General features: G+C 60.1%; 17 protein-coding genes and 1 pseudogene. 7 read left to right on the top strand and 11 right to left on the bottom strand.

From position 1 onward, the window contains the following. Nucleotides 1-67 precede the first annotated feature (67 nt). The 4 genes from AO692_RS05130 (at nt 68) to AO692_RS05145 (ending at nt 3132) form a co-directional block, all read left to right on the top strand. A complete protein-coding gene (locus AO692_RS05130) occupies nt 68-1315 on the top strand; it encodes a site-specific integrase (protein WP_054308957.1) in 1248 nt (415 codons plus the stop codon). Nucleotides 1316-1422: 107 nt separating this feature from the next. Then, nucleotides 1423-1782, top strand: coding sequence for a GIY-YIG nuclease family protein (locus tag AO692_RS05135; protein ID WP_054308958.1), 360 nt, complete (start codon nt 1423-1425; stop codon nt 1780-1782). 532 nt (nt 1783-2314) lie between these two features. Beyond that, the gene (locus AO692_RS05140; RefSeq protein ID WP_054308959.1) at nt 2315-2671 is read left to right on the top strand and encodes a hypothetical protein; all 357 of its coding nucleotides are present in this window, start codon (nt 2315-2317) and stop codon (nt 2669-2671) included. A 146-nt stretch (nt 2672-2817) separates the two neighbouring features. Continuing rightward, nucleotides 2818-3132, top strand: a complete 315-nt coding sequence (locus AO692_RS05145; protein WP_054308960.1) for a YMGG-like glycine zipper-containing protein — start codon at nt 2818-2820, stop codon at nt 3130-3132. A gap of 182 nt (nt 3133-3314) precedes the next feature. Here AO692_RS05145 and AO692_RS05150 read toward each other — a convergent pair whose 3' ends face one another. The 4 genes from AO692_RS05150 to AO692_RS05165 form a co-directional block, all read right to left on the bottom strand. Further along, nucleotides 3315-4934 carry an ABC transporter ATP-binding protein gene (locus tag AO692_RS05150; RefSeq protein WP_054308961.1) on the bottom strand — a complete coding sequence of 540 codons (1620 nt, stop codon included), beginning with the start codon at nt 4932-4934 and terminating at the stop codon, nt 3315-3317. A 1-nt stretch (nt 4935) separates the two neighbouring features. Further along, nucleotides 4936-6063, bottom strand: a complete 1128-nt coding sequence (locus AO692_RS05155; protein WP_054308962.1) for an ABC transporter permease subunit — start codon at nt 6061-6063, stop codon at nt 4936-4938. Next, nucleotides 6056-6979, bottom strand: a complete 924-nt coding sequence (locus AO692_RS05160) for an ABC transporter permease subunit (RefSeq protein ID WP_054308963.1) — start codon at nt 6977-6979, stop codon at nt 6056-6058. The genes AO692_RS05155 and AO692_RS05160 overlap by 8 nt, the downstream gene beginning before the upstream one ends. A gap of 167 nt (nt 6980-7146) precedes the next feature. Continuing rightward, nucleotides 7147-8742: a peptide ABC transporter substrate-binding protein gene (locus tag AO692_RS05165; protein WP_054308964.1), complete on the bottom strand. Its 1596-nt coding sequence runs from the start codon at nt 8740-8742 to the stop codon at nt 7147-7149. Nucleotides 8743-9120: 378 nt separating this feature from the next. On the opposite strand from AO692_RS05165, the gene AO692_RS05170 reads away from it, so the two are divergent. Further along, nucleotides 9121-9582, top strand: coding sequence for a TadE/TadG family type IV pilus assembly protein (locus tag AO692_RS05170; protein ID WP_082407222.1), 462 nt, complete (start codon nt 9121-9123; stop codon nt 9580-9582). Then, nucleotides 9582-11360, top strand: coding sequence for a pilus assembly protein TadG-related protein (locus tag AO692_RS05175; RefSeq protein ID WP_244483258.1), 1779 nt, complete (start codon nt 9582-9584; stop codon nt 11358-11360). The genes AO692_RS05170 and AO692_RS05175 overlap by 1 nt, the downstream gene beginning before the upstream one ends. Nucleotides 11361-11428: 68 nt before the next feature. Here the strand turns inward: AO692_RS05175 and AO692_RS05180 are convergent, their stop codons facing one another. Next, nucleotides 11429-13057, bottom strand: a complete 1629-nt coding sequence (locus AO692_RS05180; RefSeq protein WP_054308966.1) for an alpha-glucosidase family protein — start codon at nt 13055-13057, stop codon at nt 11429-11431. Beyond that, nucleotides 13054-15048 carry a glycogen debranching protein GlgX gene (glgX, locus tag AO692_RS05185; protein ID WP_054308967.1) on the bottom strand — a complete coding sequence of 665 codons (1995 nt, stop codon included), beginning with the start codon at nt 15046-15048 and terminating at the stop codon, nt 13054-13056. Before glgX ends, AO692_RS05180 begins: the two co-directional genes overlap by 4 nt. Before the next feature lie 159 nt (nt 15049-15207). Here glgX and AO692_RS05190 point away from each other — a divergent pair, with 159 nt between their 5' ends. After that, nucleotides 15208-15648, top strand: coding sequence for an SRPBCC family protein (locus tag AO692_RS05190; RefSeq protein WP_054308968.1), 441 nt, complete (start codon nt 15208-15210; stop codon nt 15646-15648). Nucleotides 15649-15795: 147 nt separating this feature from the next. Here AO692_RS05190 and AO692_RS32685 read toward each other — a convergent pair whose 3' ends face one another. From AO692_RS32685 to AO692_RS05215, 5 genes and pseudogenes are all read right to left on the bottom strand, one after another. Then, complete coding sequence (locus AO692_RS32685; protein WP_054308969.1) at nt 15796-17424, bottom strand: alpha-D-glucose phosphate-specific phosphoglucomutase; 1629 nt, start codon at nt 17422-17424, stop codon at nt 15796-15798. A gap of 3 nt (nt 17425-17427) precedes the next feature. Next, nucleotides 17428-18873: a glycogen synthase GlgA gene (gene glgA, locus AO692_RS32690; protein ID WP_054308970.1), complete on the bottom strand. Its 1446-nt coding sequence runs from the start codon at nt 18871-18873 to the stop codon at nt 17428-17430. A 3-nt stretch (nt 18874-18876) separates the two neighbouring features. Continuing rightward, on the bottom strand, nt 18877-20142 hold the full coding sequence (gene glgC / locus AO692_RS05205) for a glucose-1-phosphate adenylyltransferase (protein ID WP_054308971.1): 1266 nt from the start codon (nt 20140-20142) through the stop codon (nt 18877-18879). A gap of 107 nt (nt 20143-20249) precedes the next feature. Then, nucleotides 20250-22448: pseudogene (glgB, locus tag AO692_RS05210) on the bottom strand (1,4-alpha-glucan branching protein GlgB); the annotation flags it as partial. A gap of 56 nt (nt 22449-22504) precedes the next feature. Further along, nucleotides 22505-24973 (bottom strand): glycogen/starch/alpha-glucan phosphorylase, encoded by a 2469-nt coding sequence (locus AO692_RS05215; protein WP_054308972.1) that lies wholly within the window; start codon nt 24971-24973, stop codon nt 22505-22507. Nucleotides 24974-25024: the final 51 nt, after the last annotated feature.

The raw sequence follows: 25024 nt of genomic DNA on the forward strand, positions 1-25024 counted from the left end.
TGGTGACGGAGTTGATTGCCGGAAAGGAATACGTCACCTTGGCCGCGATCGCCGAGATGAGGAAACTATGCCAAGGACTTCGAAAGGTGCCCGCCTCGTCTGGCGCGACGAAAGCCGCAAGGCAGACGGATCGCTACGCAACCGCGCCGGCTGGTTCATCCGCGACGGCGCAACCTTCATCAGCGCTTGCGGCGGCACTGGCGACCGCGAACGCGCTGAAATCGCGCTCGCAGCCCATATCACCGAAAAATACCAGCCGTCGCGAGAGCGCGGCCGTGATCCCGCTTCCGTCAAGATAGCTGACGCCGTCAACGTCTATCTGACCGACAAAGCCCCAAACCACGAGAAGCCGAAGGAAACCGCCTCCCGTCTCGTGACGGTGCTGGAGTGGTGTGGCGAAAGCACTTTCGCCGATGTCACCGGAAAGTTCTGCCGTGACTATGCCAAGGCCCACGGCAACGGTGCCGCGGCGCGCCGCCAGCTGGAGGATCTTCGCGCGGCCGTGAACTACTACTGGAAAGAAGGCTACGCCACTTCGGCGCCGGCCATCACCCTTCCCGAGAAGCCGGAAGCACGCCAGCGTTGGCTGGATCGCAGCGAGGCCGCGCGCCTGCTGTGGGCTGCATGGCGAATGCGCCAGACTTGGAAGGGTCAGCCAAGCGACCGCCGCACCGGCCGGCATATCGCCCGCTTCATTCTTGTCGCCCTGTACAGTGGAACGCGATCGGCCGCGATCTGCGGCGCTGCGATCCGCCCGACCGAGGGCCAGGGCCACGTCGACCTCGATCGCGGTATTTTCTATCGGCGGGCCGAAGGCGCCAGGCGCACCAAGAAGCGCCAGCCGCCCGTCAAGCTGCCCGATCGCCTGATCGCCCACCTGCGCCGTTGGGCCTCTACACCGCTCGAAATCAAGACCAAGGGGCGCGGCAAGAGCAAGAACATCGGCCGCATGATCTCGCAGGACTACGTTGTCGAGTGGAACGGCGCCCCCGTTACGTCCGTTAAGAAGGGTTTCCGCTCGGCCGTCGAGGCTGCCGGCCTCGGCTGGTATGAAGACGACAAGGACGGAAAGCCGGTCTTCAAGACCGATGTGACGCCTCACGTGTTCCGGCACACCGCCGCGACCTGGTTGATGCAACAGGGCGCCGACGTATGGGCGGCCGCAGGTTTCCTGGGCATGACCGTCGATGTGCTGATCGAGACATACGGGCATCATCATCCCGACTTCCAGGCCGACGCTGCCGATGCCATCACGTCGAAAGCGCGCACTCGACGCCTGCCTAAAAACGTTGTGCAACTCAAACGGAGAGCATGATGGGACGGAAATCACTAGGACCAAGACTGTGGTTTCGGCCTGAGAGAATTCACTCTACGCGAGGCAATCGCGAACCCGGCGTTTGGATTATACGCGACGGCTCGAAGATGATCAGTACCGGATTTGGCAAAGATGAAAGCGCGAAGGCTCAAACAGCGCTAACCGAATATTTGGCTGGTCGCCAGGAACAGAAATCCTTCTTCGTCTATTTCGTCACAGCGGAAGCCGCTGACTATCCGATTAAGATTGGCATATCCACAAATCGGACACTCAGGTTTCTGTCACTGCAAAATGCACTACCCTACGAACTTAAGATCCTCGCCGTCATGCCTACAGATGATCCATTGCTGGAGCGACGCTTGCATCGTCAATTCGCGCATTTGAGGTTGCGCGGTGAATGGTTTCTGCGTGCGCCCGAACTGCTTGCCTACATTGATACGGCAGCATCTGAAGGACTGGCTGCCTGACATATCCACGTACCCCACAACTCCCCACAGATACGGCGGAAATAAAGGTGAACATCAACCGACAGACGCGATAGAAAACCCCGGAAATCTGCGGCTTTCCTCGAACACTCGCCCGTTCGGGACGATGGGGTCGCAGGTTCGAATCCTGCCACTCCGACCAGCCTCTCTCTTTCCCGCCTTCCCTGTTTTTCCAGCAAAGACAGCGGGTTAGGCTTTCCGGTAAAAAGAACGATACGGGAACGTGTGACGCTGGGCGTTCTGCCGTTGTTCACAACGCTCGACTCGGTAGATCCGAAATCTGCGCCGTCATCGCGTGCGGCTTGTCGCGGACTTGCCACAGTAGTTTCATCCTGGCGAAGATCAGCTTGCAGATCACCTTCGATGCGCGACGATATCCCCGGGATGCTCGACCTCGTCCGTTCGCAGCGAATCCGACATGTCAGTGCCGACCGCGAGAGCAACATTTCATTGTCGGCGCGGCCGATATCCGATTACCCTCGGCGCTCACAAAGCGGCATCGAGGAAATGACGCATGAAAAGAACAGCATTGCTTCTGGCCGGACTCACCCTGTTCTTCAATCCACTTCCGGGCGCAGGCGTTCCGTCAGCGCATGCGCAGATGGACTGGCTGACACCAAAACTCGAATCCCAGCGCTACGACAACACCCGGCGGCACCAACAGCGGCTCGGGACGTACCGGCAGCGGCCACAGTCTTCACGACCGGGCATTTCACCAGCACGCATGCGGCAATTGATGCGCCAGGTCGAACCGGAATATCGCAGACGGGTGCAGATCCACGGTAAAGCCAGGGCCGACGAATGGTTGAAGCGAACTGCATATCGTCTTGGTGTCGAAGAAGGACGACGCGCCAGACGCAATTTGAGATGATCGGAAGTCGAGGCCTCGGCCATTCAGAGCAAATTGCCGACTTCGATCACGTTCCATTGCCGCCGGTCACGACATGATTTTCTGCCCCTGTTCCGCCGCAATGGCCTATCAGGGCAACGGAGGGGCTTCACGGAGAGGATTTTTCGATGCGACTTCATACATCCATCGCCGCCATTCTCATGGCAGTCGCGCTCGCAGGCTGCGAAACGTCTGAACAAGGCCAGCGAGCCGGAACGGGCGCCCTTGTCGGCGGCGCCGGCGGTGCATTGGTTGGCCAGGCGATCGGCCGAGACACCAAGAGCACATTGATCGGTGCCGGCGCCGGTGCGCTGCTGGGCGCGGCCGTGGGCAGCGCGACGACGCCGAAGCGCCGCGGCCAGGAGATGTGCCGTTACCAGGATCGCTACGGCCGGGTCTACACTGCGCCTTGCGACGAGCGATATTACAACGGCGATTACTGAGGCCGATCTTTCGAAGCCAGGCGGCGCCTGCATTGACTTGGCATGAGGCTACCCTCCGCAGCCTCAGCTGCACTTTGCAGTGCCGAGGTTCAATTCGGAAACTGAGCCTTATGCAACAACAGAAAAACCCCGGTTCCATCAGGGACCGGGGTTTTTCCTATCGGCTAGCCGCCAGGATTAGGTCAGGCACTTGCCCTGAAGCGGGTCGAGTCGATTGCCGCGGCCATCAGCGTCTGCGTATACTTCTCGCGTGGGTGATCGAAGATTGCATCCGTTGGCCCTTCCTCGACGATCTTGCCCTGTTTCATGACGATGATGTAGTCAGCCATCGCCCGCACCACCGCAAGGTCGTGGCTGATGAACAGGTAGGACAGGTCGTGACCGGCCTGCAGTTTGCGCAGCAATTCCACGATCTGCTTCTGCACCGAACGATCAAGCGCCGAGGTCGGCTCGTCCAGAACCACCACTTTGGGCTTCAGGATCATCGCGCGGGCGATTGCGATACGCTGGCGCTGGCCGCCTGAAAATTCATGCGGATAGCGGTTGCGCATCACCGGATCGAGACCCACCTCCTTCAACGCCTCTATCGCACGCTTGTCCCGTTCCTTGGAGGACAGTGCGGGTTCATGCACCAGAAGCCCCTCGGTGATGATCTGGCCGACAGTCATGCGCGGCGACAGCGAACCGAAGGGATCCTGGAACACCAGCTGCAATTCGCGGCGCAGCGGCCGCATCGCCCGTTTGTCGGCACGAGAAATATCGTTGTCGCCGAAGCGGATCTGTCCGTCGCTCGGCAAAAGCCGCAGCAGAGCACGTCCGAGCGTCGACTTGCCGGAACCGGATTCACCGACGATGCCGATGGTCTGGTTGCGTCTGAGACGAATGGAAATGTCGTCGACGGCACGCAGGATGACAGGATCGCCGGCAAGGAACCCGCCGCCGATCTTGAAGGTAACCTCGACCTTGCGCCCTTCCAGGAGAACCGGAGCATCGGGCGCCGGTGGCGCCTTGTGGCCTGTTGGCTCTGCCGCCAGCAGCATCTTGGTATAAGGGTGCTGAGGGTTGGCAAAGAGCGTCGTCGCCTCGCCTTCTTCCACCACCTCGCCGGAGCGCATCACATAGACGCGGTCGGCGAAGCGGCGCACGATGCCGAGATCATGGGTGATGAAGACGATGGCCATGCCGAGCTTCTTCTGCAGTTCGGCCAGCAACACCAGGATCTGGGCCTGGATGGTGACATCCAGCGCCGTCGTCGGCTCGTCGGCAATCAGGATATCCGGATCGTTGGCGAGCGCCATTGCGATCATCACGCGTTGGCGCTGGCCGCCCGACATCTCGTGCGGATAGGACTTCAACCGCCGCTCGGGATCGGGAATGTGAACGAGGCGCAAGAGCTTCAGCGCCTCCTCGCGCGCTGCCTCCGCGCTCAAACCTCGATGCCGTCGGATCGGCTCCATCAGTTGGTTGCCGATCGTGTAAAGCGGGTCGAGCGAGGTCATCGGCTCCTGGAAGATCATGCTGATCTTGCGGCCACGTATCTTGTTGAGTTCGCGCTTGCTCATGGCGAGCAAGTTCGAGCCTCGATAGTCGACAGCGCCAGTCGCTTCGCCATTGGAGGCAAGCAGTCCCATCGCAGCCATCATGGTCTGGCTTTTGCCGGAGCCCGATTCACCGACGACGGCGACGGTCTCGCCAGCTTTCACGTTGATGTTGATGCCCTTCACGGCTTCCACCGCACCATCGAGCGTGCGGAAACGAACCTTGAGGTCGCGAACATCGAGGACGGTTTCTGCAGCAGCCATCTCAACGATCCTTCGGGTCGAGCGCATCGCGCAGGCCATCACCGACGAAGTTCAGAGCGAACAGCGTCGAGACGAGAAAGAAGGCGGGGAACAAAAGCAGCCAGTTGGCGGTGCCGATGTTCTTGGCGCCCGCGGAGATCAGCACCCCCCAGCTGGTCATCGGCTCCTGCACGCCCAGCCCCAGGAAAGACAGGAAGCTTTCCAGGATGATGACCTGCGGCACCAGCAGCGTCATATAGATGACCACGGGGCCAAGCAGATTGGGAATGACATGACGCAGAAGAATGCCGCGCTGGCCAACACCCAGTGCCTCAGCCGCTTGCACATATTCCTGCCGGCGGATCGACAATGCCTGTCCGCGCACGATGCGAGCCATATCCAGCCACAGCACCGCGCCGACCGCCAGGAACATCAGTACGAAGTTTCGCCCGAAGAAAACCACCAGCATGATGACGAAGAAGATGAAGGGTAGCGAATAAAGCACATCGACAATGCGCATCATCACTTCGTCGACCTTGCCGCCGGCGAAACCTGCCGTGGCGCCATAGAGCACGCCGATGACAACGGCGACGACGCCGGCGAGCAGGCCGATGGCCAGAGAAATGCGCCCTGCCACCAAGGTGCGGGACAAAAGATCACGGCCGATATTGTCCGTTCCGAAGAAGAAGTATGCCTGCCGCACCGTCGTGCCGATGACGAGTTCGTTGCCTTCCGGCGACTTGCTCAGGACCTGCGCACCGTCGAACGTATCGGAGCGGTCGAGATAGCGCAGATACCGTTCATCGATCGGCTTGGACGACATCAGCGTGATGGTGAGGTTGCCACCATCCTGTTTCACGTCCTTGACGTCGACACGCATCCGCCGGACCACGTCGTCCAGCGCCGTCTTGATCATTTCCTCCTTGGGATAGGCGGAAAAGCTGGGCGGGGTGCGCACATAGTCGGAATAGATCGTTGTGTACTGGTGCGGTACGAACCATGGACCGACGATGCAGACCAGTCCCATCAGGATGAGATAGCAGAGGCTGATCATGGCGGCACGGTTTGCTTTCAACCGTGCCCAGGCATCGCCCCAGAGCGAACGACCTGCGACCGTTGGGGGAGCGGAGGTGGCTGCGATCTCAGTCATAGCGCACCCTTGGGTCAACCACGGCGTAGAGAATATCGACGATCAAGTTGAAGAGGATGGTGAAGATGGCGATCACCACCACAGTGCCCATCACCAGCGTGTAGTCGCGGTTGAGTGCGGCATCGACGAAGTAGCGGCCTACACCGGGGATCGAGAAGATCGTTTCCACGACAATGGAGCCGGTGAGCAACGCCGCCGCGGCAGGTCCAGCATACGAGACGATCGGCAAAAGCGCACCGCGCAAGGCGTGCTTGACCACCACCGACCAATCGGAAAGACCAAGCGCGCGTGCCGTTCGGATGTGATGCGATCGCAGGGATTCGATCATAGAGCCGCGCATCAGGCGCGCCACGATGGCGATCTGGGGCAAGGCCAGCGTGAGCACCGGGCCAATTTTGTTGATCAAGGCGCCATCACCCCAGCCCCCGATGGGTAGCAGCTTCCAGCTCAGCCCAAAGACAAGCTGGATCAAAGGCGCGATCACGAAGGTCGGAATGGTGGATCCGGCTGTTGCGACCGCGATGACGGCGTAGTCGCCAGCCTTGTTCTGGTTGAGCGCGGCCACCACACCGAGGATGGAGCCCAGGATCAGTGCCAAGATCAAAGCAGAAGCGCCGAGCTGAACCGAGATCGGCAGGCCCTTCCAGAACAGCTCGCCCACGGTGAAATCAGGCAGATTGTAGCTCGGGCCGAAACTGCCATGCAGCAAGTTGTTGAGATAGTTCAGATATTGTTTCCAGAGCGGATCATTGAGACCGAACTGGGCCTCAAGATTGGCCTTGATGACGGGGCTCAGCCCGCGCTCCTGGTTGAAGGGGCCTCCGGGTGCCACCCGGATCAGGAAGAACGCCAGCGTAACGATCACGAATAGCGTTGGGATGGCGGTCAAAAGCCGCCGGAAGACATAAATCAACATTGTCGCCAGACCTCACTAGAGCGTTTCCGTTTTTCACGGAAACGCGGAAACGCTCTAACTCGTTGTTTTTTCGCAATTCCGGACGGAAAACCGCTACGCACTTTTCCTGGAATTGCTCCAGCGAGAGAAAACCGCCGCCTCCTGTCGGAGACGGCGGCCCACTCAGATTATTGGTCTTTGCTGATGAAGCGCGAAGGATGCACGTCCATGACGTTGTCTTCAAAACCGTGCAACTTCGGGGAGACGATGTTGTGGAAGCTGTAGTAGAGCAGCGGAATCTGACCAACTTCGTCGATCAGAACGCGCTCGGCTTCACTGAGCAGCTTCATACGTTCTTCCGGATTGCCGCCAGCGGCGGCAGCCTTGTTCATGGCTTCTTCGAATTTCGGGCTGTTGTAGCTCGAATAGTTGTTGCCGCTGTCCTTGCGCGTGATGCCCAGGAAGGTTTCCGGATCCTGATAATCGGCGATCCAGGCGGCGCGGGCAACGTCGTAGTTGCCCTTCTGCTCGAGGAAGCCGTAGTGGGTCTTGGTGTCGGTGTTGAGCAGCGTCACCTCGATGCCCAGCGGTTTCAACTGTTCCTGGATGGCGACCGCCGTGTTCTTATGGTTCTCGGAGGTGTTGTAGCGGATTTCCATTTTCAACGGATTGCTCGGACCGTAGCCGAGCTTCTCCAGGACCTTCTTGGCTTCGTCCTCCCGGTCAATCTGCGACTTTTCCGCGAACGTGGCCATGGCTGGCGTGTAGCCCTTGATGCCAGGAGGCACCATCGAATAGCCGGGGAACATTGAATTGTTCCAGACCTTCTCAGCCAGGAAGTCGCGGTCGATGGCCTCGGAAACGGCGTTGCGCAGTTCCACATTGTCCCAAGGCTTCTTGTCGGTCTTGATCGCGTAATAATAGGTGCCGAGATAAGGCGCGACGCGGATCTGATCGCCGAACTTCGCCTTGAGGTCAGGCAACTGCTCGGTCGGCAGATCGTCGTAGCTATCCATCTCGCCGGCTTCGAAGCGCTTCATCGCCGAGGAGCGGTCTTCGGTCGGGATGAAGTTGACCACGTCGATCTTGACGTTGGCGGCATCGTGGAATTTCGGGTTCTTGACCATCTTGATGTGGTCGTTCGGCACCCATTCGGCCAGCGTGTAGGCGCCGTTGGAAACCAGCTTGCCCGGCTTGACCCACTCCGCACCCAGCTTTTCGATAGAGGCCTTGTTGACCGGATAGGCCGCCTGGTGTGTCAGCATTTCGAGGAAATAAGGCGTCGGCGCGTTGAGCTTGACCTCGAGGGTCTGCGGATCGACGGCCTTGATGCCCATCTCTTCGGGCTTGGCCTTGCCTTTGTTGACGTCTTCGGCCTTGACGACCGGATACAGCATCGAGGCGTATTCAGCACCAGTCGCCGGGTCTTCGAGACGGTGGAAGGCATAGACGAAATCATCCGCCGTCACTGGGCTACCGTCGGACCAGACGGCATCCTTGCGCAGCTTGAAAGTGTACGTCTTGCCGTCGTCGGAGATCGTCCAGCTTTCCGCGGCACCCGGGATGAGGTCGGCCTTGGCGTCCTGCATGACCAAGCCTTCGAACAGATCGCGCAGCACGTGGGCTTCATAGACCGTCGACGTCTTGTGCGGATCGACCGTTTCCGGCTCGGCGGCGCTGCCGCGATTATAGACCACTTCGGCGAAGGCCGCCGAATGGAAGGCGCCGCTCGCCAAGGCGAGCGTAGAGGCGAACACCGTCGCCTTCAGCATGGTTTTCAGCATGGAATCAATTCTCCCTTTCTCATGCGGACCGGCTTTGCCTGGCCCGCGGGACGTTGACGCCCGCAGGCCGTTCACCGACCTCTCCTGGGGCGAGCCGCGGTTCCCTCTCCGCAGCAGATGGGGAGACACTAACGCCGCGAATTTTTATTTCAACACACCTTAAACCTTCCCCAACGTCATCCGTCAGGGATAGTTGTGCAGATGTTTCGAAAGATTAATAAAATCAAATACGTAACCCATAGCTAACCATTATTTGGCTTATCGTTGCAAAAACCCAGCTTGTTTGACACTCGCCTAAAATATTAATGTGACATTAAGCAACCCCCGGTTACTTTCGAATGTACTTTTGTAGGCTTTTCTTTTTAGGCGGGAGAAAACATGCATAGTATACGAGGAAGCTCAACTTTCCCTATCTGCTCGAAAATTTCGAGATGGAAAGATAATGACGACGGAACTTCGGCAATTGAATTTGCTTTGCTTGCGCCGCTGTTCATTCTCTTTTTGCTCGGAATGGTTGCATACGGCATTTATTTTGGTGCCAGCCATTCCGTCCAGCAGATCGCGGCGGATGCAGCCCGTACCGCGGTCGCCGGGCTGAACCAGACCGAGCGTCAGTCGCTCGTTACCACGTTCCTGGCCAACAACGCGGCCGGCTATCCGTTTGTCGATGCCAGCAAACTTACGGTGGTCGCCAAGGACAGCACAGCCGATGGTAGCCAGTTCGTGGTCTCCGTCACCTATGATGCGCGCAACCTGCCGATCTGGAATCTCCTGTCCGGCCTGCCGTTGCCGGGCACCAACATCGCGCGCCAATCCACGATCCGCGTCGGGGGCATATGATGCGCATCCTTTCCAGCTTGATCGCTGTGAGCCGGCGTTTCCTGCCGGACCGCAGCGCGAACTTTGCTGTCATGACGGCATTGTGCACGCCGGTAGCGCTGGCGCTCATGGCAGTCGCGATCGATGAGGGCTCGCTTTATACCGAGCGGCGCGAAACACAATCGATCACCGACCTTGCCGCGATTGCTGCCGGCTCCAATATCGCCAAGGCCGAGCAGGCTGTGCTGAATACGTTGAACGACAATGGATTGACTGGCTCCACTGTCGGCACCGGAGCGCCGACGCCCGGCAAGCCGGTGGCGAATGTCGTACGCGGTCGCTACACGCCGACGGCGGCCGTCGGCCAGCGCTTTCAGGCTGGCGAGCAACCCTACAACGCGGTTTCCGTTTCGGTGCGCAGGATCGGAACGATGTATTTCGGCACTGCCTTTATGAGCGCCCCCACAATCGGGACCACCGCAATTGCGTCCACTACGCCACAAGCCGCATTTTCGATCGGCTCGAGGCTGGCTTCTGTGGACACCAGCAAGAGCCCGTTGCTCAACACGTTGCTCGGCAAGCTGCTTGGCACCAATGTTGCGCTGAATGCAATGGATTACAATTCGCTGCTTGCCGCCGACGTGAATGTTCTGTCGTTTCTCGACCAACTCGCTATCAAGCTCAACCTCACCGGCGTCAGCTATTCGGACGTTCTGAGCACCAAAGTCACCATCGGACAGATCCTTGGTGCGTTGGCCAGCGTACCGGGGCTGGATTCGCGCAGTCAGCTTGCGCTGAAAACGCTTGCGGCGGGCGCAACCAATTCAATCGAGATACCGCTCAAGACGCTTGTCGACCTCGGCAATGTCGGGCGCCTCGGCGTCGGCCAACGCCCCGCGGGCCTGACCGTCGATGCCGGCGTGTTCGACCTGATCTCGGCCGCGGCCGAATTGGCAAACGGCGGCAAACAGATCGATCTCGCTACGCTCGTCAATATTCCCAACGTGTTGAGCATCTCTGTTCTTCTTGCAGTCGGTGAACCCCCTCAATCGAGCCCCTGGTTCAGAGTTGGACAAAAGGGCTCAGTGGTACGCACCGCCCAGACGCGGCTTAAACTGGTCGTCAAGCTTCTTCCGCCCTCTAACGAGATCGACACGGGTGTTACCCTTGTGGGAAGCAGCAAGTCGGTGATCACCCTGCCTGTCCATGTCGAACTTGCCTATGCCGAGGCAACCCTTACCGACATCAACTGCCCCACGGGACAGCCATCAAGCCGCACAGTCGCGATCGCAGCGCGGCCCGGTATTGGTAAAGTTAAGATCGCTGAGACCGATGGAACGGGGTTCGCCGACTTTACAAAGCCGCAGAGCTTCACCCCCACTCCGCTTGTCGACCTCAGCATCAAACTGTTGTTCATCCAGCTCGGCGTTTTAAAGGTAAATGCTTACGCGAATATCGATATAGGAAACACAATAACAACACCGCTAAGCTTCAACAACAACGATATAACCCTGAAGATAGCAAAGAATGTAAAATCCACAAATTTCACGAATTCAGCAACCTCTTCACTGCTTGGAAATCTGAGTCTTAGTGCAAGTGCCCTAGGGCTTGATCTGGGAGCGATAACAAACCTCCTTACCGGAACAGTTCTCCCGGCACTTGTTCCTGTATTGCAGTTGGTAACCACGCCACTGGACAACCTACTCGCAGGATTGCTCTCGTCCCTCGGCATAGGTCTCGGCGAAGCCGATGTCCGCGTCACCGGTGCCAGTTGCGGACAATCGGTTCTTGTGCAGTAGACGCGCTTCTTCGCCGACACGCGACAACAGGCGGAAGACCTGAAGAAGTTTTCCGCCTGTTGTTTTGATCAGGCCAGCTTACCGAGAAACGCACCTAACGGCGTCAGCGACATGCCCCCCTCGACGAGCACCAGCGGCGCTCCCGCAAAATTTAGCACCTCGCCGATTTCGATTCCGCTCGGCAACGGCCAGACAGTGCTCGCATGAGCAAAGTTGAAGACACATAACAGCGTCTCGCCTGCCACTTCTCTCACGAAGGCGAGCACATCGCCCTCCGTATCAAGGAAACGGATCGAGCCTGTCGCTAGTACCGGATGCTCTCGCCGCAACGCCAACACCGCGCGATACACGGCAAGCACGCTGGCATCGCTGCCGTTCTGGACATCAACGGCGCGAGCGCTGTGCTCATCCGGCACGGGGAGCCACGGCTTTGCTGTTGAAAAGCCTGCATTCTCGGAACCAGCCTCCCAAGGCATCGGCGTACGGCAGCCGTCGCGTCCCTTGAAACCTGGCCAGAAGCGGATGCCGTAGGGATCGCGCAGATCCTCGAAGGCAAGCTCAGTCTCGGTCAGTCCAAGCTCCTCGCCCTGGTAGAGACAGATTGAGCCGCGCAGGCAGGCGATCAATCGGAAGGCGAATTTCGCCACCGCGTCGGCGTCTCCGCCGGGAGGCGTCCAGCGGCTGACATGACGAACGACATCGTGGTTCGAAAAAGCCCAGCAGGCCCACCCCTCCGGTGCGGCGGCCTCAAACGCTTCAACGCAGCCGCGCACATGCGCAGCCGAAAAGCCCTGTCCGAGGAGGTCGAAGGTGTAGCACATGTTGAGGCGGTCGTTGCCCGACGTATAGGCCGCCATGGTCTGCAGCGAGCGGCCCTCATCACCCACTTCGCCGACCACGGCGCGGTCGCCATATTCATCGATCAAGCCTCGGAAACGCTTCAGGAATTCGAGATTTTCCGGCCGCGTCTTGTCGAACAGATGCTCCTGGAAAAGATAGGGATTGGTTTCGGTCAGCGTGCCGGCAAGGCTCGCTGGCAAGGGCGGATTGGAACGAAGCCAACGATCGTGAACATAGTAGTTCACCGTATCGAGGCGAAAACCGTCGACGCCGCGCTCCAGCCAGAATCGTACGCTGTCCAGAAGCGCATCCTGCACCGCCGGGTTGTGAAAGTTGAGATCTGGCTGCGCGGCGAGGAAATTGTGCATGTAGTACTGCCGCCGCGTCGCGTCCCATTCCCAGGCCGGGCCACCAAACACCGACAGCCAGTTGTTGGGAGGCGAGCCATCCGGCTTTGCATCGGCCCAGACGTACCAGTCCGCCTTTTCGTTATCGCGGCTGGAACGGCTTTCCCGAAACCAATCATGCTGATCGGAAGTATGCGACAGCACCTGATCGATGATCACCTTCAATCCCAGCCGGTGCGCTTCGGCCAGCAGCGCGTCGAAATCGTCCAATGAGCCGAAGATGGGATCAACGGCTCGATAATCGGAGACATCGTAGCCCATATCGGCCATCGGCGACTTGAAGAACGGTGAGAGCCAGATTGCATCGACGCCGAGCGAGGCGACATGGGCAAGCCGCGCCGTAACGCCCCTGAGGTCGCCGCTGCCATCACCGGTCGTATCCTGAAAGGATCGAGGATAGATCTGGTAAATAACGCAGCCGCGCCACCATTCGGTTCCGGGATTGGTCATCTCGCCTCTCCTGCGTCCGCCTCGCGTTCGATCATGAACGCCACTGCCCTGCCCTCGACCAGGCGCCAGCCCTCGGCAGATGCGTCCTGATCAAGGGCATCGAACCAACGATAGCCGTCGCGCAGCGGCAACACGAATGTCGACGAGCGCCGGTCGCCATTGACCAGAACGGCGATCCGGCCGACACCAGCCATGCTGGCCAAAACCATCGTTAAACGGCGCCGGTCGGGATCATTCCAGGCCGTTTCGTCCATAGGCAGCCCGGTTTCCATCATCCAGGCGACGTCGGCCGAGCCGTCGCCATCGCGCGGCTGTCCGGTCAGGAACGTCGTATCACGCAGCGCAGACGAGTTGCGGCGCAAGGCCGACAGCGCGGCGACATAGTTTTCCAGAGTCTCGTCGCGTTCGTCCCAATCCAGCCAAGTGAGCTCGTTATCCTGCGCATAGGCGTTGTTGTTGCCACATTGGCTGCGGCCGAATTCGTCGCCGGCGGTCAACATGATGGCGCCGCGTGAGGCAAACAGCGTTGCCAGCAACGCCCGCTGATCGCCCACGCGTTCACCCACGATACGAGGTTCGGCGCTTTCGCCCTCGACACCGTGGTTCCACGACAGATTCTCGTCGTGGCCATCACGGTTACGCTCGCCGTTCGCTTCGTTGTGTTTTTTCTCGTACCGCACAACGTCGGCGAGCGTCATGCCGTCGTGGGCGGCGATAAAGTTGACGCTGCGGCTTTGCTGTTCATCTGCGAAGATATCCGAAGAACCGGCCAGACGCGTTGCCAACCGCCCGACCATACCGCTATCGCCGCGCCAGAACCGGCGGACGTCGTCGCGATATTTGTCGTTCCATTCGAGAAACGGGGAACCGAACCGTCCGAGTTGATAGCCTCCCGGACCGATGTCCCACGGCTCGGCAATCAGGATCCGGCTTGAGAGAACCGGATCGATGCGCATGGCGGCGAGCAGTTGCGCGTTTGCGTCGAAACCTTCGCCGTCACGCCCCAGCACTGGGGCAAGGTCGAAACGGAAGCCGTCGACGCCCGCTTGACGCACGAAGTGACGCAAGCTGGCTAGCACCAGATCGCGCACTGCCGGATGGTCGCAGGCAAGCGTGTTGCCGGTGCCGGTGTCGTTGACCAGCCGACCGTCGGGTTCGTGGCGGTAGTAGGCAAGGTTGTCCAGGCCGCGCAATGACAGCGTCGGGCCGTGTTCGTCGCTCTCGCCGGTATGATTGAAGACCAGATCGAGGATCACGCCGATGCCTGCCTTGCGCAAGGCATCGGTGGCCGCGCGCAGATCGGCGATGCCTCCAGGTGCCAAATATGGGTCCAGCGCCATGAAGGTGACAGGGTTGTAGCCCCAGGCGTTGGTCAGACCAAGCGGCGGCAAATGGCGTTCATCGATCTTGGCAGTAACCGGCATCAGTTCGACAGCAGAAACGCCGATTTTCCTCAGGTGATCTATGACGGCAGGATGGGAGAGCGCGCGCAGGGTACCGCGATCCTTCTTCGGCACATCGGGGTGGCGCATGGAGAAGGCCCGCACAGGCAGCTCGTAGATCGATCCGCCCGGCTGGAACAGCAGCGGCGCTATCGGCAACGCTTCGGACAAGGCAGTAACAACCGCCTTGGGCATCAACGACGCTGTATCGCCGCCCTCGCCGCGTCGCGTGACAAGCCTGGCATCATAGATGTAAGGGCGATCGATCGCGACGGCATATGGATCGACCAGGAGCTTATCCGGATCGAACCAAAGGCCTCGTGCAGGATCGTAGTCGCCATCGGCCCGGTAGCCATAGCGCATGCTCGCCCTGACGTCCTTCACATGCAGCTGGAAAACGCCGCCCTCTCCGCGCGCCATCGGCAGGCGCGTGATCTCGCGATCATTGGCATCGAAGAGGCAGAGTTCGATCTTGCCGGCACGGCTGGACCAGACCGCAAATTCGGTGCCTGATTTGTCGGGCCATGCTCCGAGTGTGGCGGGGGCCATGCGCTCCTGCAATGAATCCGGTGTTGTCTGCGACTCTCTGGCAGGCAACAATAGCAAGCTTGCCACAAGGCGAAACCGTGCGTTTGATCACCCTACTTCAGAAAGTCGATACCAGCAGTTCACCAGAATTTCCTACCGGCAACCGATGAGGAGTAAGTCGTGCCCTACACCATCCGCTTGCACCGTGTCCTGAAAGCTCCGCCTGAAAAAGTCTATCGCGCCTTCCTCGATGCCAATGCCTTGTGCCGTTGGCTTCCGCCTTACGGTTTCCTATGCAGCGTCGAACATATTGACGCCAAGGTTGGTGGAACATTCCACATGGCGTTCAAGAACTATACGACCGGCAACACACATTCTTTCGGCGGCGAATTTCTGGAACTCGAGCCCAATCGCAAACTCGTCTACACTGACCGCTTCGACGATCCGAACCTTGCCGGAGAGATCACGGTTACGGTCGAACTCACCGAAGTATTTTGCGGCACCGATCTCAAGATCGTGCAAGCCGGTGTGCCGGATGTGATCCCGGAAGCCGGCTGCTATCTCGGCTGGCAGGATTCGCTACTGCAGCTCGCCAACCTGGTCGAGCCCAACATTCCCTAGAGCATTTTGTAGCCAAGTGGGATCACTTGGCGTTACAAAAATGCAGCGAAAACAAAAACTTAGAGCGTTTCCGTGAAAAACGGAAACGCTCTAGCCACAACTCCGCCCTGTGGGATTGAGAATACCGCTCCCGCAGGGCGAGAAGGCTCAGGTGATCACACTTGGCTTGTCGCGACCGGTATGGTGCTTGATTCCAGCTATATCGTCTGCGGCAGCGATGAGATCGGCCAAAGCCTCTTGGGTATCGAGACCGTGCTTGGACTGATCCGGCTCGTAGCGTTCGATATAGACACGCAGCGTCGCACCCGACGTGCCGGTGCCGGAAAGCCGCAGCACCACGCGCGAGCCCCCCTCGAACAGGATGCGGATGCCCTGCTTCTGGCTGACGGAACCGTCGACCGGATCGTGATAAGAAAAGTCATCGGCCGCGGCGATCTTCAGGCCTCGCACAGCTGTTCCCGCAAGCGAGCCCAGCTTGGCGCGCAGCTCGTCGACCAGCGCATTGGCGCGGGCGCTGTCGACCTCTTCGTAGTCGTGACGGGAATAATAGTTGCGACCATATTCCGCCCAGTGTTTGGCGACGATCTCCATGGCGCTTTCTCCCCGCGCAGCCAGGATCGACAGCCACAACAGAACGGCCCATAGGCCATCTTTCTCACGCACATGGTTGGAACCGGTGCCGGCACTCTCCTCGCCGCAGATCGTGGCCATGCCGGCATCGAGCAGATTGCCGAAGAACTTCCAGCCGGTCGGCGTCTCGTAGATGCCGATGCCAAGCTTCTCGGCCACGCGGTCAGCCGCGCCGCTGGTCGGCATGGAACGCGCTATGCCTTTGAGACCGTCCTTATAGCCTGGCGCCAGATGCGCGTTGGCTGCCAGCATCGCAACGGAATCCGACGGCGTGACGAAAATGCCCTTGCCGATAATCAGATTGCGGTCGCCATCGCCATCGGACGCCGCACCGAAATCCGGCGCGTCCGGCCCCATCATCTCGTCGTAGAGATGTTTGGCGTGGACAAGATTCGGATCGGGATGATGGCCGCCGAAATCCGGCAGCGGCTTGAAATTACGGCACGTGCCAGCAGCTGCGCCGAGCTGGTTTTCCAGGATTTCCTTGGCATATGGACCGGTCACTGCATGCATGGCATCGAAGCGCATCCGAAAGCCGGATTTGAACAGTTTGCGCAACGCATCGAAGTCGAACAGCGCTTCCATCAATTCGGCATAGTCGGCAACGGAATCGATCACCTCCACCGTCATGTCGCCCGCCTTCACCGTACCGATCGTGTCGAGATCGACGGGTGCGATATCGGCGATCTTGTATTCGGTGATTGACTTGGTGCGCGCATACATGGCGTCAGTCAGCTTTTCGGGTGCCGGGCCACCGTTCTCGGCATTGTACTTGATGCCGAAATCCTCGTGCGGACCACCGGGATTGTGCGACGCCGACAGAATGATGCCGCCGAAGGCCTTGTATTTGCGAATGACGTTGGAAGCGGCCGGCGTCGACAGAATGCCGCCGTGCCCGACCATGACCTTGCCGAAACCGTTGGCTGCGGCAATGGCGATCACCTTCTGCGCCACCTCGCGATTGTAGAAACGGCCATCACCGCCCAGCACGAGCGTCTTGCCCCGGAAGCCATCCAGCGAGTCGAAAATCGACTGGACGAAATTCTCGACATAGTTCTCCTGCTGAAACACCGGCACCTTCTTGCGCAGGCCCGAAGTACCGGGCTTTTGATCGTCAAAGGGCTTGGTGGCGACGGTACGGATCATCGTTCAGGCAACCTTCCTTGCAAGCAGCGAGCGATAGAGCTCGACATATTTCCCGGCACTGCGGTCCCAGGACACATCAGCCTTCATGCCTTGTCGCTGGATCGAGGTCCAGACGCCGGCGTTACCGTGCGCCTGCATCAACCGATGAACAGCGTGCAGCAACGCGTCGCCGCTGTTGGCGGCGAACTGGAACCCCGTGGCTACGCCGGCGGCCACCGCCGCCTCATTGGCGTCGATGATCGTGTCGGCCAGTCCGCCGGTGCGCGCCACCATCGGAACGCAGCCGTAACGCAGACCATAGAGCTGGGTCAGGCCGCACGGCTCGAAGCGCGAAGGAATGATGATGGCATCACAGCCGCCTTGCATGGTGTGCGACAGTGCCTCGTCATAGCCGATCACTGTACCGATGCGGCCACGATGGCGAGCGGCGGCGGCCAGCAACGCGCCTTCGAGGCCCGGGTCGCCGGAGCCCAGTACGGCGAGCCTTGCACCGGCGGCGACAATGCCGTCGGCCATGGCAGCGAGAATGTCGATACCCTTTTGCCAGGTGAGGCGGCTGACCACACAGATGATCGGGCTATCGTCCTTGGCGAGATTGAAGCGCTCTTCAACCGCGGCGCGGTTTGCTGCGCGCTTGTCTAGGGTCTCCGCCGCATAGGTCGACACCAGATGTTTGTCGGTAGCGGGATTCCAGATGTCGACATCGATGCCGTTGACGATGCCATGGAGATCGGCCGCCCGCAGATTGATCAGCCCGTCCAATCCCATGCCGAATTCAGGGACACGGATTTCCTGTGCGTAGGTCGGGCTGACGGTGGTGATCGCCCAGGCGGCCTGCAGGCCAGCTTTCAGGTAGCCGACACCGCCATAATATTCGACGCCGTCCAGGCTCATGGCTTCCGCCGGCAATCCAAGCTCGCCGAAGACGCCCGCGCCGAACTGGCCCTGAAAGGCGAGATTGTGCACGGTTATCAGCGATGGCGTACGGGCCGCCTTGCCGTAGCGCATATAGGCCAACGTCATCGCAGCCTGCCAGTCATGCGCATGCACGATATCCGGTTCGTAGCCGTTGATGACACCGCCGGCGATGTCACCACCGACACGGCTCAACGCGGCGAAGCGGCGCCAGTTGTCCTGCCAGTCACGACCATTGCTGTCGCCATAGGGCCCGCCAATCCGATCGAAAAGGTGTGGGGCATCGAGCACAAGGAGATCGAGCCCGTCGACTTGCGCTGCCTGGACAGTGGCCTTGCCGCCATACAGCGCCTGATAGGTTGCCGCCGTCTTTTTTTTCTTCAGCGTGTCCATCACCACCGGATAGCCCGGCACGAGGGAGCGCATGGCCACCCCCTTGCCGGCCAGCGCAACCGGCAGGGCGCCGGCGACGTCGGCCAGCCCGCCGGTCTTGACCAGCGGGAAAATCTCCGGCGTGACGGACAGAACCTGCATGCGTTACGTTCCCAACCTGTCGATCATGTCCTGCGTTATCAGAACAATGCCCCGTTCCGAAACCCGGAAGCGCTTGCGATCGAGGTCCTGGTCCTCGCCGACAATGAGGCCCTCAGGAATGTGCACACCATGGTCGATGACGACATTGGTCAGTCGCGCATTGCGACCGACGTGACAGTCCGGCAGCATGACGACGTGGTCGAGGCTGGAATAGGAATTGATGCGCGCGCCGGTGAAGATCAGGCTGCGCTTGAGCGAAGCGCCCGACACGATGCAGTCACCCGATACCAGAGACGAAACCGCCATGCCGCGCCGTCCCTCGTCGTCGTGCACGAACTTCGCCGGCGGCTTCAGTTCCGCATAGGTCCAGATCGGCCAGTCGCGATCGTAAAGGTCGAGCTCGGGCGTGATGTCGGTCAGATCGATATTGGCTTCCCAATACGCGTCGATGGTGCCGACATCGCGCCAATAAGGTCCAGCCTCCGCCGTTGAACGCACGCATGACTTGGCGAAGCGGTGCGCCACGGCCTTTCCGTGCTGGACGATGTAGGGGATGATGTCCTTGCCGAAATCGCGGCTGGACTCCGGCTCGGCGGCGTCGCGGCGCAGCTGTTCCATCAGGAACTTGGTTTTGAAGACATAGATGCCCATCGAGGCCAGCGCGTAGTCCGGCTTGTCGGGGATGCCGGGCGGGTCGGCCGGTTTCTCGATGAAGGAGATGATGTTGTCCTTGGTGTCGACATGCATGACCCCAAAGCCGGTCGCTTCCATGCGGGGCACTTCGAGACACCCCACCGTGACGTCGGCACCGGCATCGACATGCTGGCGCAGCATCAGTTCGTAGTCCATCTTGTAGATGTGGTCGCCAGCCAGGATCACCATGTATTCCGGCCCATAGGCCTCGATGATGTCGATATTCTGGTAGACGGCGTCGGCCGTGCCTTCATACCACTGCGTTTCCGAAACGCGCTGGCTGGCTGGCAGGATATCGAAACTCTCGTTTCGCTCCGGCCTCAGGAAGTTCCAGCCGCGCTGCAGGTGGCGGATCAGCGAGTGAGCCTTGTATTGGGTGGCCACGCCCAGGCGGCGGATGCCGGAGTTCAAGGCGTTGGAGAGTGCGAAGTCTATGATGCGGGTCTTGCCGCCGAAATAGACTGCGGGTTTGGCACGCCTGTCGGTCAACTCCTTGAGGCGACTGCCACGTCCGCCGGCCAGTACATAGGCCATCGCGTCGCGTGCCAGCGGTTGCGTCCGTTTGAAGTCCGCCATTCTCAGCCTCCCAGCTTTGTCTTTCGAGCCGCGGTTTTCCCCGTACGCGGCCCTGCAACTGATCTTGTGCGTCCCACGACCTTGTTGCCTTCAGTCGCCGGCACGAATTCCAGCATCACCGTCGCCAACGGCGGCAGCACCATCAGCACGGAAGCGCGATCGCCCTCCGTGCGCGCTTCCACAACGCCGCCATTGCCCTTGCCCGAGCCGCCATAGACGACGGCATCCGTGTTGATGATCTCGCGCCACGTGCCCGCCTCGGGCAACGGAACACGATAATTTTCGCGGGGAACCGGCGTGAAATTGGAAATGACGGCGACCGGATTGGCACCCGGCGCGCGGCGCAGCCAGGCAAATACCGAATTCTCTGCGTCGTCGACGATCAGCCATTCGAAACCTTCCGGCTCGCAGTCGCGTGCATGCAGCGCCGGCTTCTCGCGATAAAGGCGGTTCAAATCGCATACGACGTCGCGCACGCCGCGATGCGGAGCGTGCTGCAGCAAATCCCAGTCGAGCGCGCGCGCCTCGTTCCATTCGCGGCGCTGGGCGAACTCCTGTCCCATGAACAACAGTTTCTTGCCGGGGTAACCCCACATGAACGCGTAGTACGCGCGCAGCGTTGCGAATTTCTGCCAGTCATCGCCGGCCATCTTGCCGATCAGCGTCGACTTTCCGTGCACCACCTCGTCATGCGAGAGCGGCAGCACGAAATTCTCGGTGAAGGCGTATGTCAGCCCGAAGGTGATCTGGTTGTGATGGTGTTTGCGGAAGATCGGCTCGCGGGCAAGGTACTCCAGCGTGTCGTGCATGAAACCCATGTTCCACTTGAAGCCGAAACCCAGCCCCCCCTCGTGCACAGGATGCGAAACCTTCGGCCAGGATGTGGACTCCTCGGCAATGGTCATGATGCCGGGATGGATGCCATAGAGTTCCTTGTTCATGCGCTGCAGGAAGGCGACAGCCTCGAGATTCTCGCGCCCGCCCTTCTCGTTGGGGATCCATTCGCCGGCCTTGCGTGAATAGTCGAGGTAGAGCATCGAAGCGACCGCATCCACGCGCAACCCGTCGAGATGGTATTTCTCGGCCCAATAAAGGGCGTTGTTGACGAGGAAGGACAGCACCTCGCGTCGACCGAAATTGTAGACGAGCGTGTTCCAGTCGGGCTGATAACCTTTGCGTGGGTCCGCATGCTCATAAAGTGCGGTGCCGTCAAACTTGGCGAGCCCGAACTCGTCGGTCGGAAAATGCGCCGGCACCCAGTCGAGGATGACGCCGATACCCGCCCTGTGGGCGCCGTCAACGAAGCGGGCGAAACCTTCGGGGTCGCCGAAACGAGCGGTCGGTGCGTAGAGCCCTGTGGTCTGATACCCCCAGGAAGGATCGTAGGGATGCTCGGAGATCGGCAACAGCTCAATATGAGTGAAGCCGGTATCGACGACATAGGGGATCAATCGCTCCGCCAGTTCGTCCCAGGTTAGGAAAGTCCCATCCTCGTTGCGCTGCCAGGATCCGGCATGGACTTCGTAGATGGAAATGGGCTGACGGCGCGCTTCCGCCTCGCGCCAGAACTTGCGGTGCGCGGCATCGCCCCATTCATGCCCCGAAGGAGCGACCGTCACCGAGGCCGTCGCAGGACGCAATTCCGAGCGGAAAGCAAAGGGATCGGCCTTGAGCGGCAGGCGAACGCCCTTGGCACCGACGATCTCATATTTGTAGGGCCGTCCCTCGCCAAGGTCGGGAATGAATATCTCCCAGATACCGCTGTCTCGCCGCAGCCGCATGGAATGGCGGCGGCCGTCCCATGCGTTGAAATCGCCAACGACGGAAACGCGTTTGGCGTTGGGGGCCCAGACGGCGAAATGCACGCCGCTCGCCCCCTCATGATCGATGAGATGCGCGCCCAGCTTGTCGAAAAGGCGCAGATGCGAGCCTTCGGCCATGTAGTAATCGTCGATCGGCCCGAGAACCGGCCCGAAGGAATAAGGATCGGTGATCCACCAGTCGCCACCTGCATTGCGTGCATGGTATTTCACAGGCTGGCGTTTGGTGACCCCGATCGGCCCCTCGAAGAAGCCGGCCTCGCCGCGACGGGAAAGCTCGCCAACTGCCTTGCCGGCCAGCGTGGAGACCGCAACGGTTTGGGCACCGGGAATGAAGCACCGTGCGACGAAGCCTTTTCCGTCTTCCTGGACGCCCAGGATTGAAAAGGGATTGCCATGCGTACCCGCCACGATCGCCTTGACGTCGCTGGCTGAAGCCAACCCGTCAGCTTCGCTCGTCGCGGTCGCGCGCGGCTTTTTTGTCAAGCGGTACCCCTCCCTGGGTCCACGGCCACGGTCGTCGTGGCCTTCATGCAATCACATCACACAGGTACGTTCCAGATTTCTTTCGCATATTGACGGATCGTCCGGTCCGACGAGAACCAGCCCATGCGCGCAACATTGCGGATAGCCCGGGCGTTCCAGTCCGCGCTGTCCTTCCAAACCGCATCCACCTCGCGCTGCTTGGCGGCGTAGGCGTCAAAATCGGCGGCGACCATGAACCAGTCGCTGTCGTAGAGACCGTTCATCAAATCGCGATAGCGATCCGGGTCATGCGGTGAGAACACACCGGACGAGATCGCCGAAATGGCCTGCGCCAGTTCCGGCGAACCTTCGATGACGGCACGTGGCTGGTAACCGTTGCGGCGACGTTCGGCGACCTCATCGGCTTTCAAGCCGAATATGAAGATGTTGTCGTCACCGACATGTTCCTTCATTTCGACATTGGCGCCGTCGAGCGTGCCGATGGTCAGCGCCCCGTTCAGCCCGAACTTCATGTTTCCCGTACCCGACGCTTCCATACCGGCAGTCGAGATCTGCTCCGACAGATCGGCGGCCGGCATCATGATTTCGGCAGCGCTGACATTGTAGTTGGGGACGAACACGACCTTGAGCAGACCGCGCACGGCGGGATCGCCATTGATGACCTTGGCGACGTCATTGGCCAGTTTGATGATCAGCTTGGCGTTGTGGTAGCTGGGCGCCGCCTTGCCGCCGAAGAACTTCACACGCGGTGTCCAGTCCTTCTCCGGATGCGAGCGGATCTGGTCGTAGAGCGCCACCGCCTCCAGGATGTTGAGCAACTGGCGCTTGTATTCGTGAATACGCTTGATCTGGATGTCGAACAATGCGGACGGATCGACCCGGATGCCCAGCCGGTCGGCAACCAGATTCGCCAGCCGCACCTTGTTGGCGCGTTTGACGGCGGCGAACTTCTTGCGGAATGCCGCATCTTCCGCGAAGCGATCCAAATCCTTGATGGCCTCGATGTCGTCGAGGAAACGATCGCCGATCGCTTCGCGTGTCAGGGCCGTCAGGCCAGGGTTACACTGGATCAACCAACGCCGTGGCGTGATACCGTTGGTCTTGTTGTTGATCCGATCCGGATAGAGCTGATGCAGGTCGGCGAACACTGTCTGCTTCATCAACTCGGTGTGCAGCGCCGACACGCCGTTGATCGAATGCGAACCGACGAAGGCGAGATTGCCCATGCGCACGCGGCGGTCGCCGTTTTCCTGGATCAATGAGATAGAAGCGATCTGGTCGCCGGAAAAGCGGCCTGTCGAACGCGCTTCCTGCAACACCTCGGCATTGATGGCGTAGACGATCTGCATGTGCCGCGGCAGCAACCGCTCGAACAGCGGCACCGGCCAGCTTTCCAGCGCCTCCGGCAGAAGTGTGTGGTTGGTGTAAGCGAAGGTTCGCCTGGTAATGTCCCAGGCCCTGGCGAAATCCATGCCGTGGACGTCCATCAGCAGCCGCATCAATTCCGGCACGGCAACAGCCGGATGGGTGTCGTTGAGATGGATGGCGGCCTTGTCCGGCAAGGATTCCAGCTCGCCATACTGGCTGAGATGACGCTGCAGGATGTCCTGCAACGAAGCGGTCGAAAAGAAATATTCCTGCCGCAGCCGCAGCTCCTGACCGGCCTTGTGCGAGTCCGCGGGATAGAGCACGCGCGACAGCGCATCCGCCTTGTTGCTCTCGGCCAGCGCGCCGATGTGGTCGCCGGCATTGAACTTGTCGAGCAGGATCGGGTCGACAGGCATACCGGACCAGAGCCGCAGCGTGTTGACGCGCTTGGCCTTCCAGCCGACCACGGGCGTGTCGTAGGCAACCGCCAGCACATGCTCCATCGGCTTCCAGACATGCCGCTCAAGCCGCCCGTCGTTGGCGGTGACGGATTCCACCGAACCACCGAAACCGACTTCGAAGGAACGCTCACGACGCTCGAACTCCCATGAATTGCCATGATCGAGCCAAGTCTCGGGCAGTTCCACCTGCCAGCCGTCCTGGATTTCCTGGCGGAACATGCCGTTGGCGTAGCGGATGCCGTAGCCGTGGGCCGGCACATCGACGGTCGCCATCGATTCCATGAAACAGGCGGCGAGCCGGCCCAAGCCACCATTGCCGAGGGCTGCATCCGGCTCCAGCGTGGCGATCTCGTCGAGGTCGACACCCAGCGAAGACAGTGCCTCGCGCATCGCCTCCATGATGTCGAGATTGGAAAAGGCGTCGCGCATCAGCCGGCCGATGAGGAACTCAAGCGACAGATAATAGACACGCTTTTCCTGCTGCTCGTATGTCTCCTTGGTGGCGCTGATCCAGTGATCGATGATGCGGTCGCGCACCACCTTGATCGAGGCGGTCAGCCAATCGTAGGGCGTTGCGACCGTCACGTCCTTGCCGACCCGATATTTAAGGGCCATCAGGACCTCGGACGCGAGCGTCTGCGGGTCGGGATGATCGAGATCGGGCAGCGAAGCACTAGGCGTCTTGGTGCGTGTCATCTTGCCTCTCGCACGACCGGCAATCAGGCCTATCCATCTCGCCGGGAAACC

This window comes from Mesorhizobium sp. 1M-11 (genome assembly GCF_001303895.1).
In the GTDB taxonomy this organism is placed as follows: domain Bacteria; phylum Pseudomonadota; class Alphaproteobacteria; order Rhizobiales; family Rhizobiaceae; genus Mesorhizobium.

Bases quoted from the DNA above. Each gene is read 5' to 3' on its own strand.
- AO692_RS05130 (WP_054308957.1), top strand. From the start codon at position 68: ATGCCAAGGACTTCGAAAGGTGCCCGCCTCGTCTGGCGCGACGAAAGC.
- AO692_RS05135 (WP_054308958.1), top strand. From the start codon at position 1,423: ATGATCAGTACCGGATTTGGCAAAGATGAAAGCGCGAAGGCTCAAACA.
- AO692_RS05140 (WP_054308959.1), top strand. From the start codon at position 2,315: ATGAAAAGAACAGCATTGCTTCTGGCCGGACTCACCCTGTTCTTCAAT.
- AO692_RS05145 (WP_054308960.1), top strand. From the start codon at position 2,818: ATGCGACTTCATACATCCATCGCCGCCATTCTCATGGCAGTCGCGCTC.
- AO692_RS05150 (WP_054308961.1), bottom strand. From the start codon at position 4,934: ATGGCTGCTGCAGAAACCGTCCTCGATGTTCGCGACCTCAAGGTTCGT.
- AO692_RS05155 (WP_054308962.1), bottom strand. From the start codon at position 6,063: ATGACTGAGATCGCAGCCACCTCCGCTCCCCCAACGGTCGCAGGTCGT.
- AO692_RS05160 (WP_054308963.1), bottom strand. From the start codon at position 6,979: ATGTTGATTTATGTCTTCCGGCGGCTTTTGACCGCCATCCCAACGCTA.
- AO692_RS05165 (WP_054308964.1), bottom strand. From the start codon at position 8,742: ATGCTGAAAACCATGCTGAAGGCGACGGTGTTCGCCTCTACGCTCGCC.
- AO692_RS05170 (WP_082407222.1), top strand. From the start codon at position 9,121: ATGCATAGTATACGAGGAAGCTCAACTTTCCCTATCTGCTCGAAAATT.
- AO692_RS05175 (WP_244483258.1), top strand. From the start codon at position 9,582: ATGCGCATCCTTTCCAGCTTGATCGCTGTGAGCCGGCGTTTCCTGCCG.
- AO692_RS05180 (WP_054308966.1), bottom strand. From the start codon at position 13,057: ATGACCAATCCCGGAACCGAATGGTGGCGCGGCTGCGTTATTTACCAG.
- glgX (WP_054308967.1), bottom strand. From the start codon at position 15,048: ATGGCCCCCGCCACACTCGGAGCATGGCCCGACAAATCAGGCACCGAA.
- AO692_RS32685 (WP_054308969.1), bottom strand. From the start codon at position 17,424: ATGATCCGTACCGTCGCCACCAAGCCCTTTGACGATCAAAAGCCCGGT.
- glgA (WP_054308970.1), bottom strand. From the start codon at position 18,873: ATGCAGGTTCTGTCCGTCACGCCGGAGATTTTCCCGCTGGTCAAGACC.
- glgC (WP_054308971.1), bottom strand. From the start codon at position 20,142: ATGGCGGACTTCAAACGGACGCAACCGCTGGCACGCGACGCGATGGCC.
- AO692_RS05215 (WP_054308972.1), bottom strand. From the start codon at position 24,973: ATGACACGCACCAAGACGCCTAGTGCTTCGCTGCCCGATCTCGATCAT.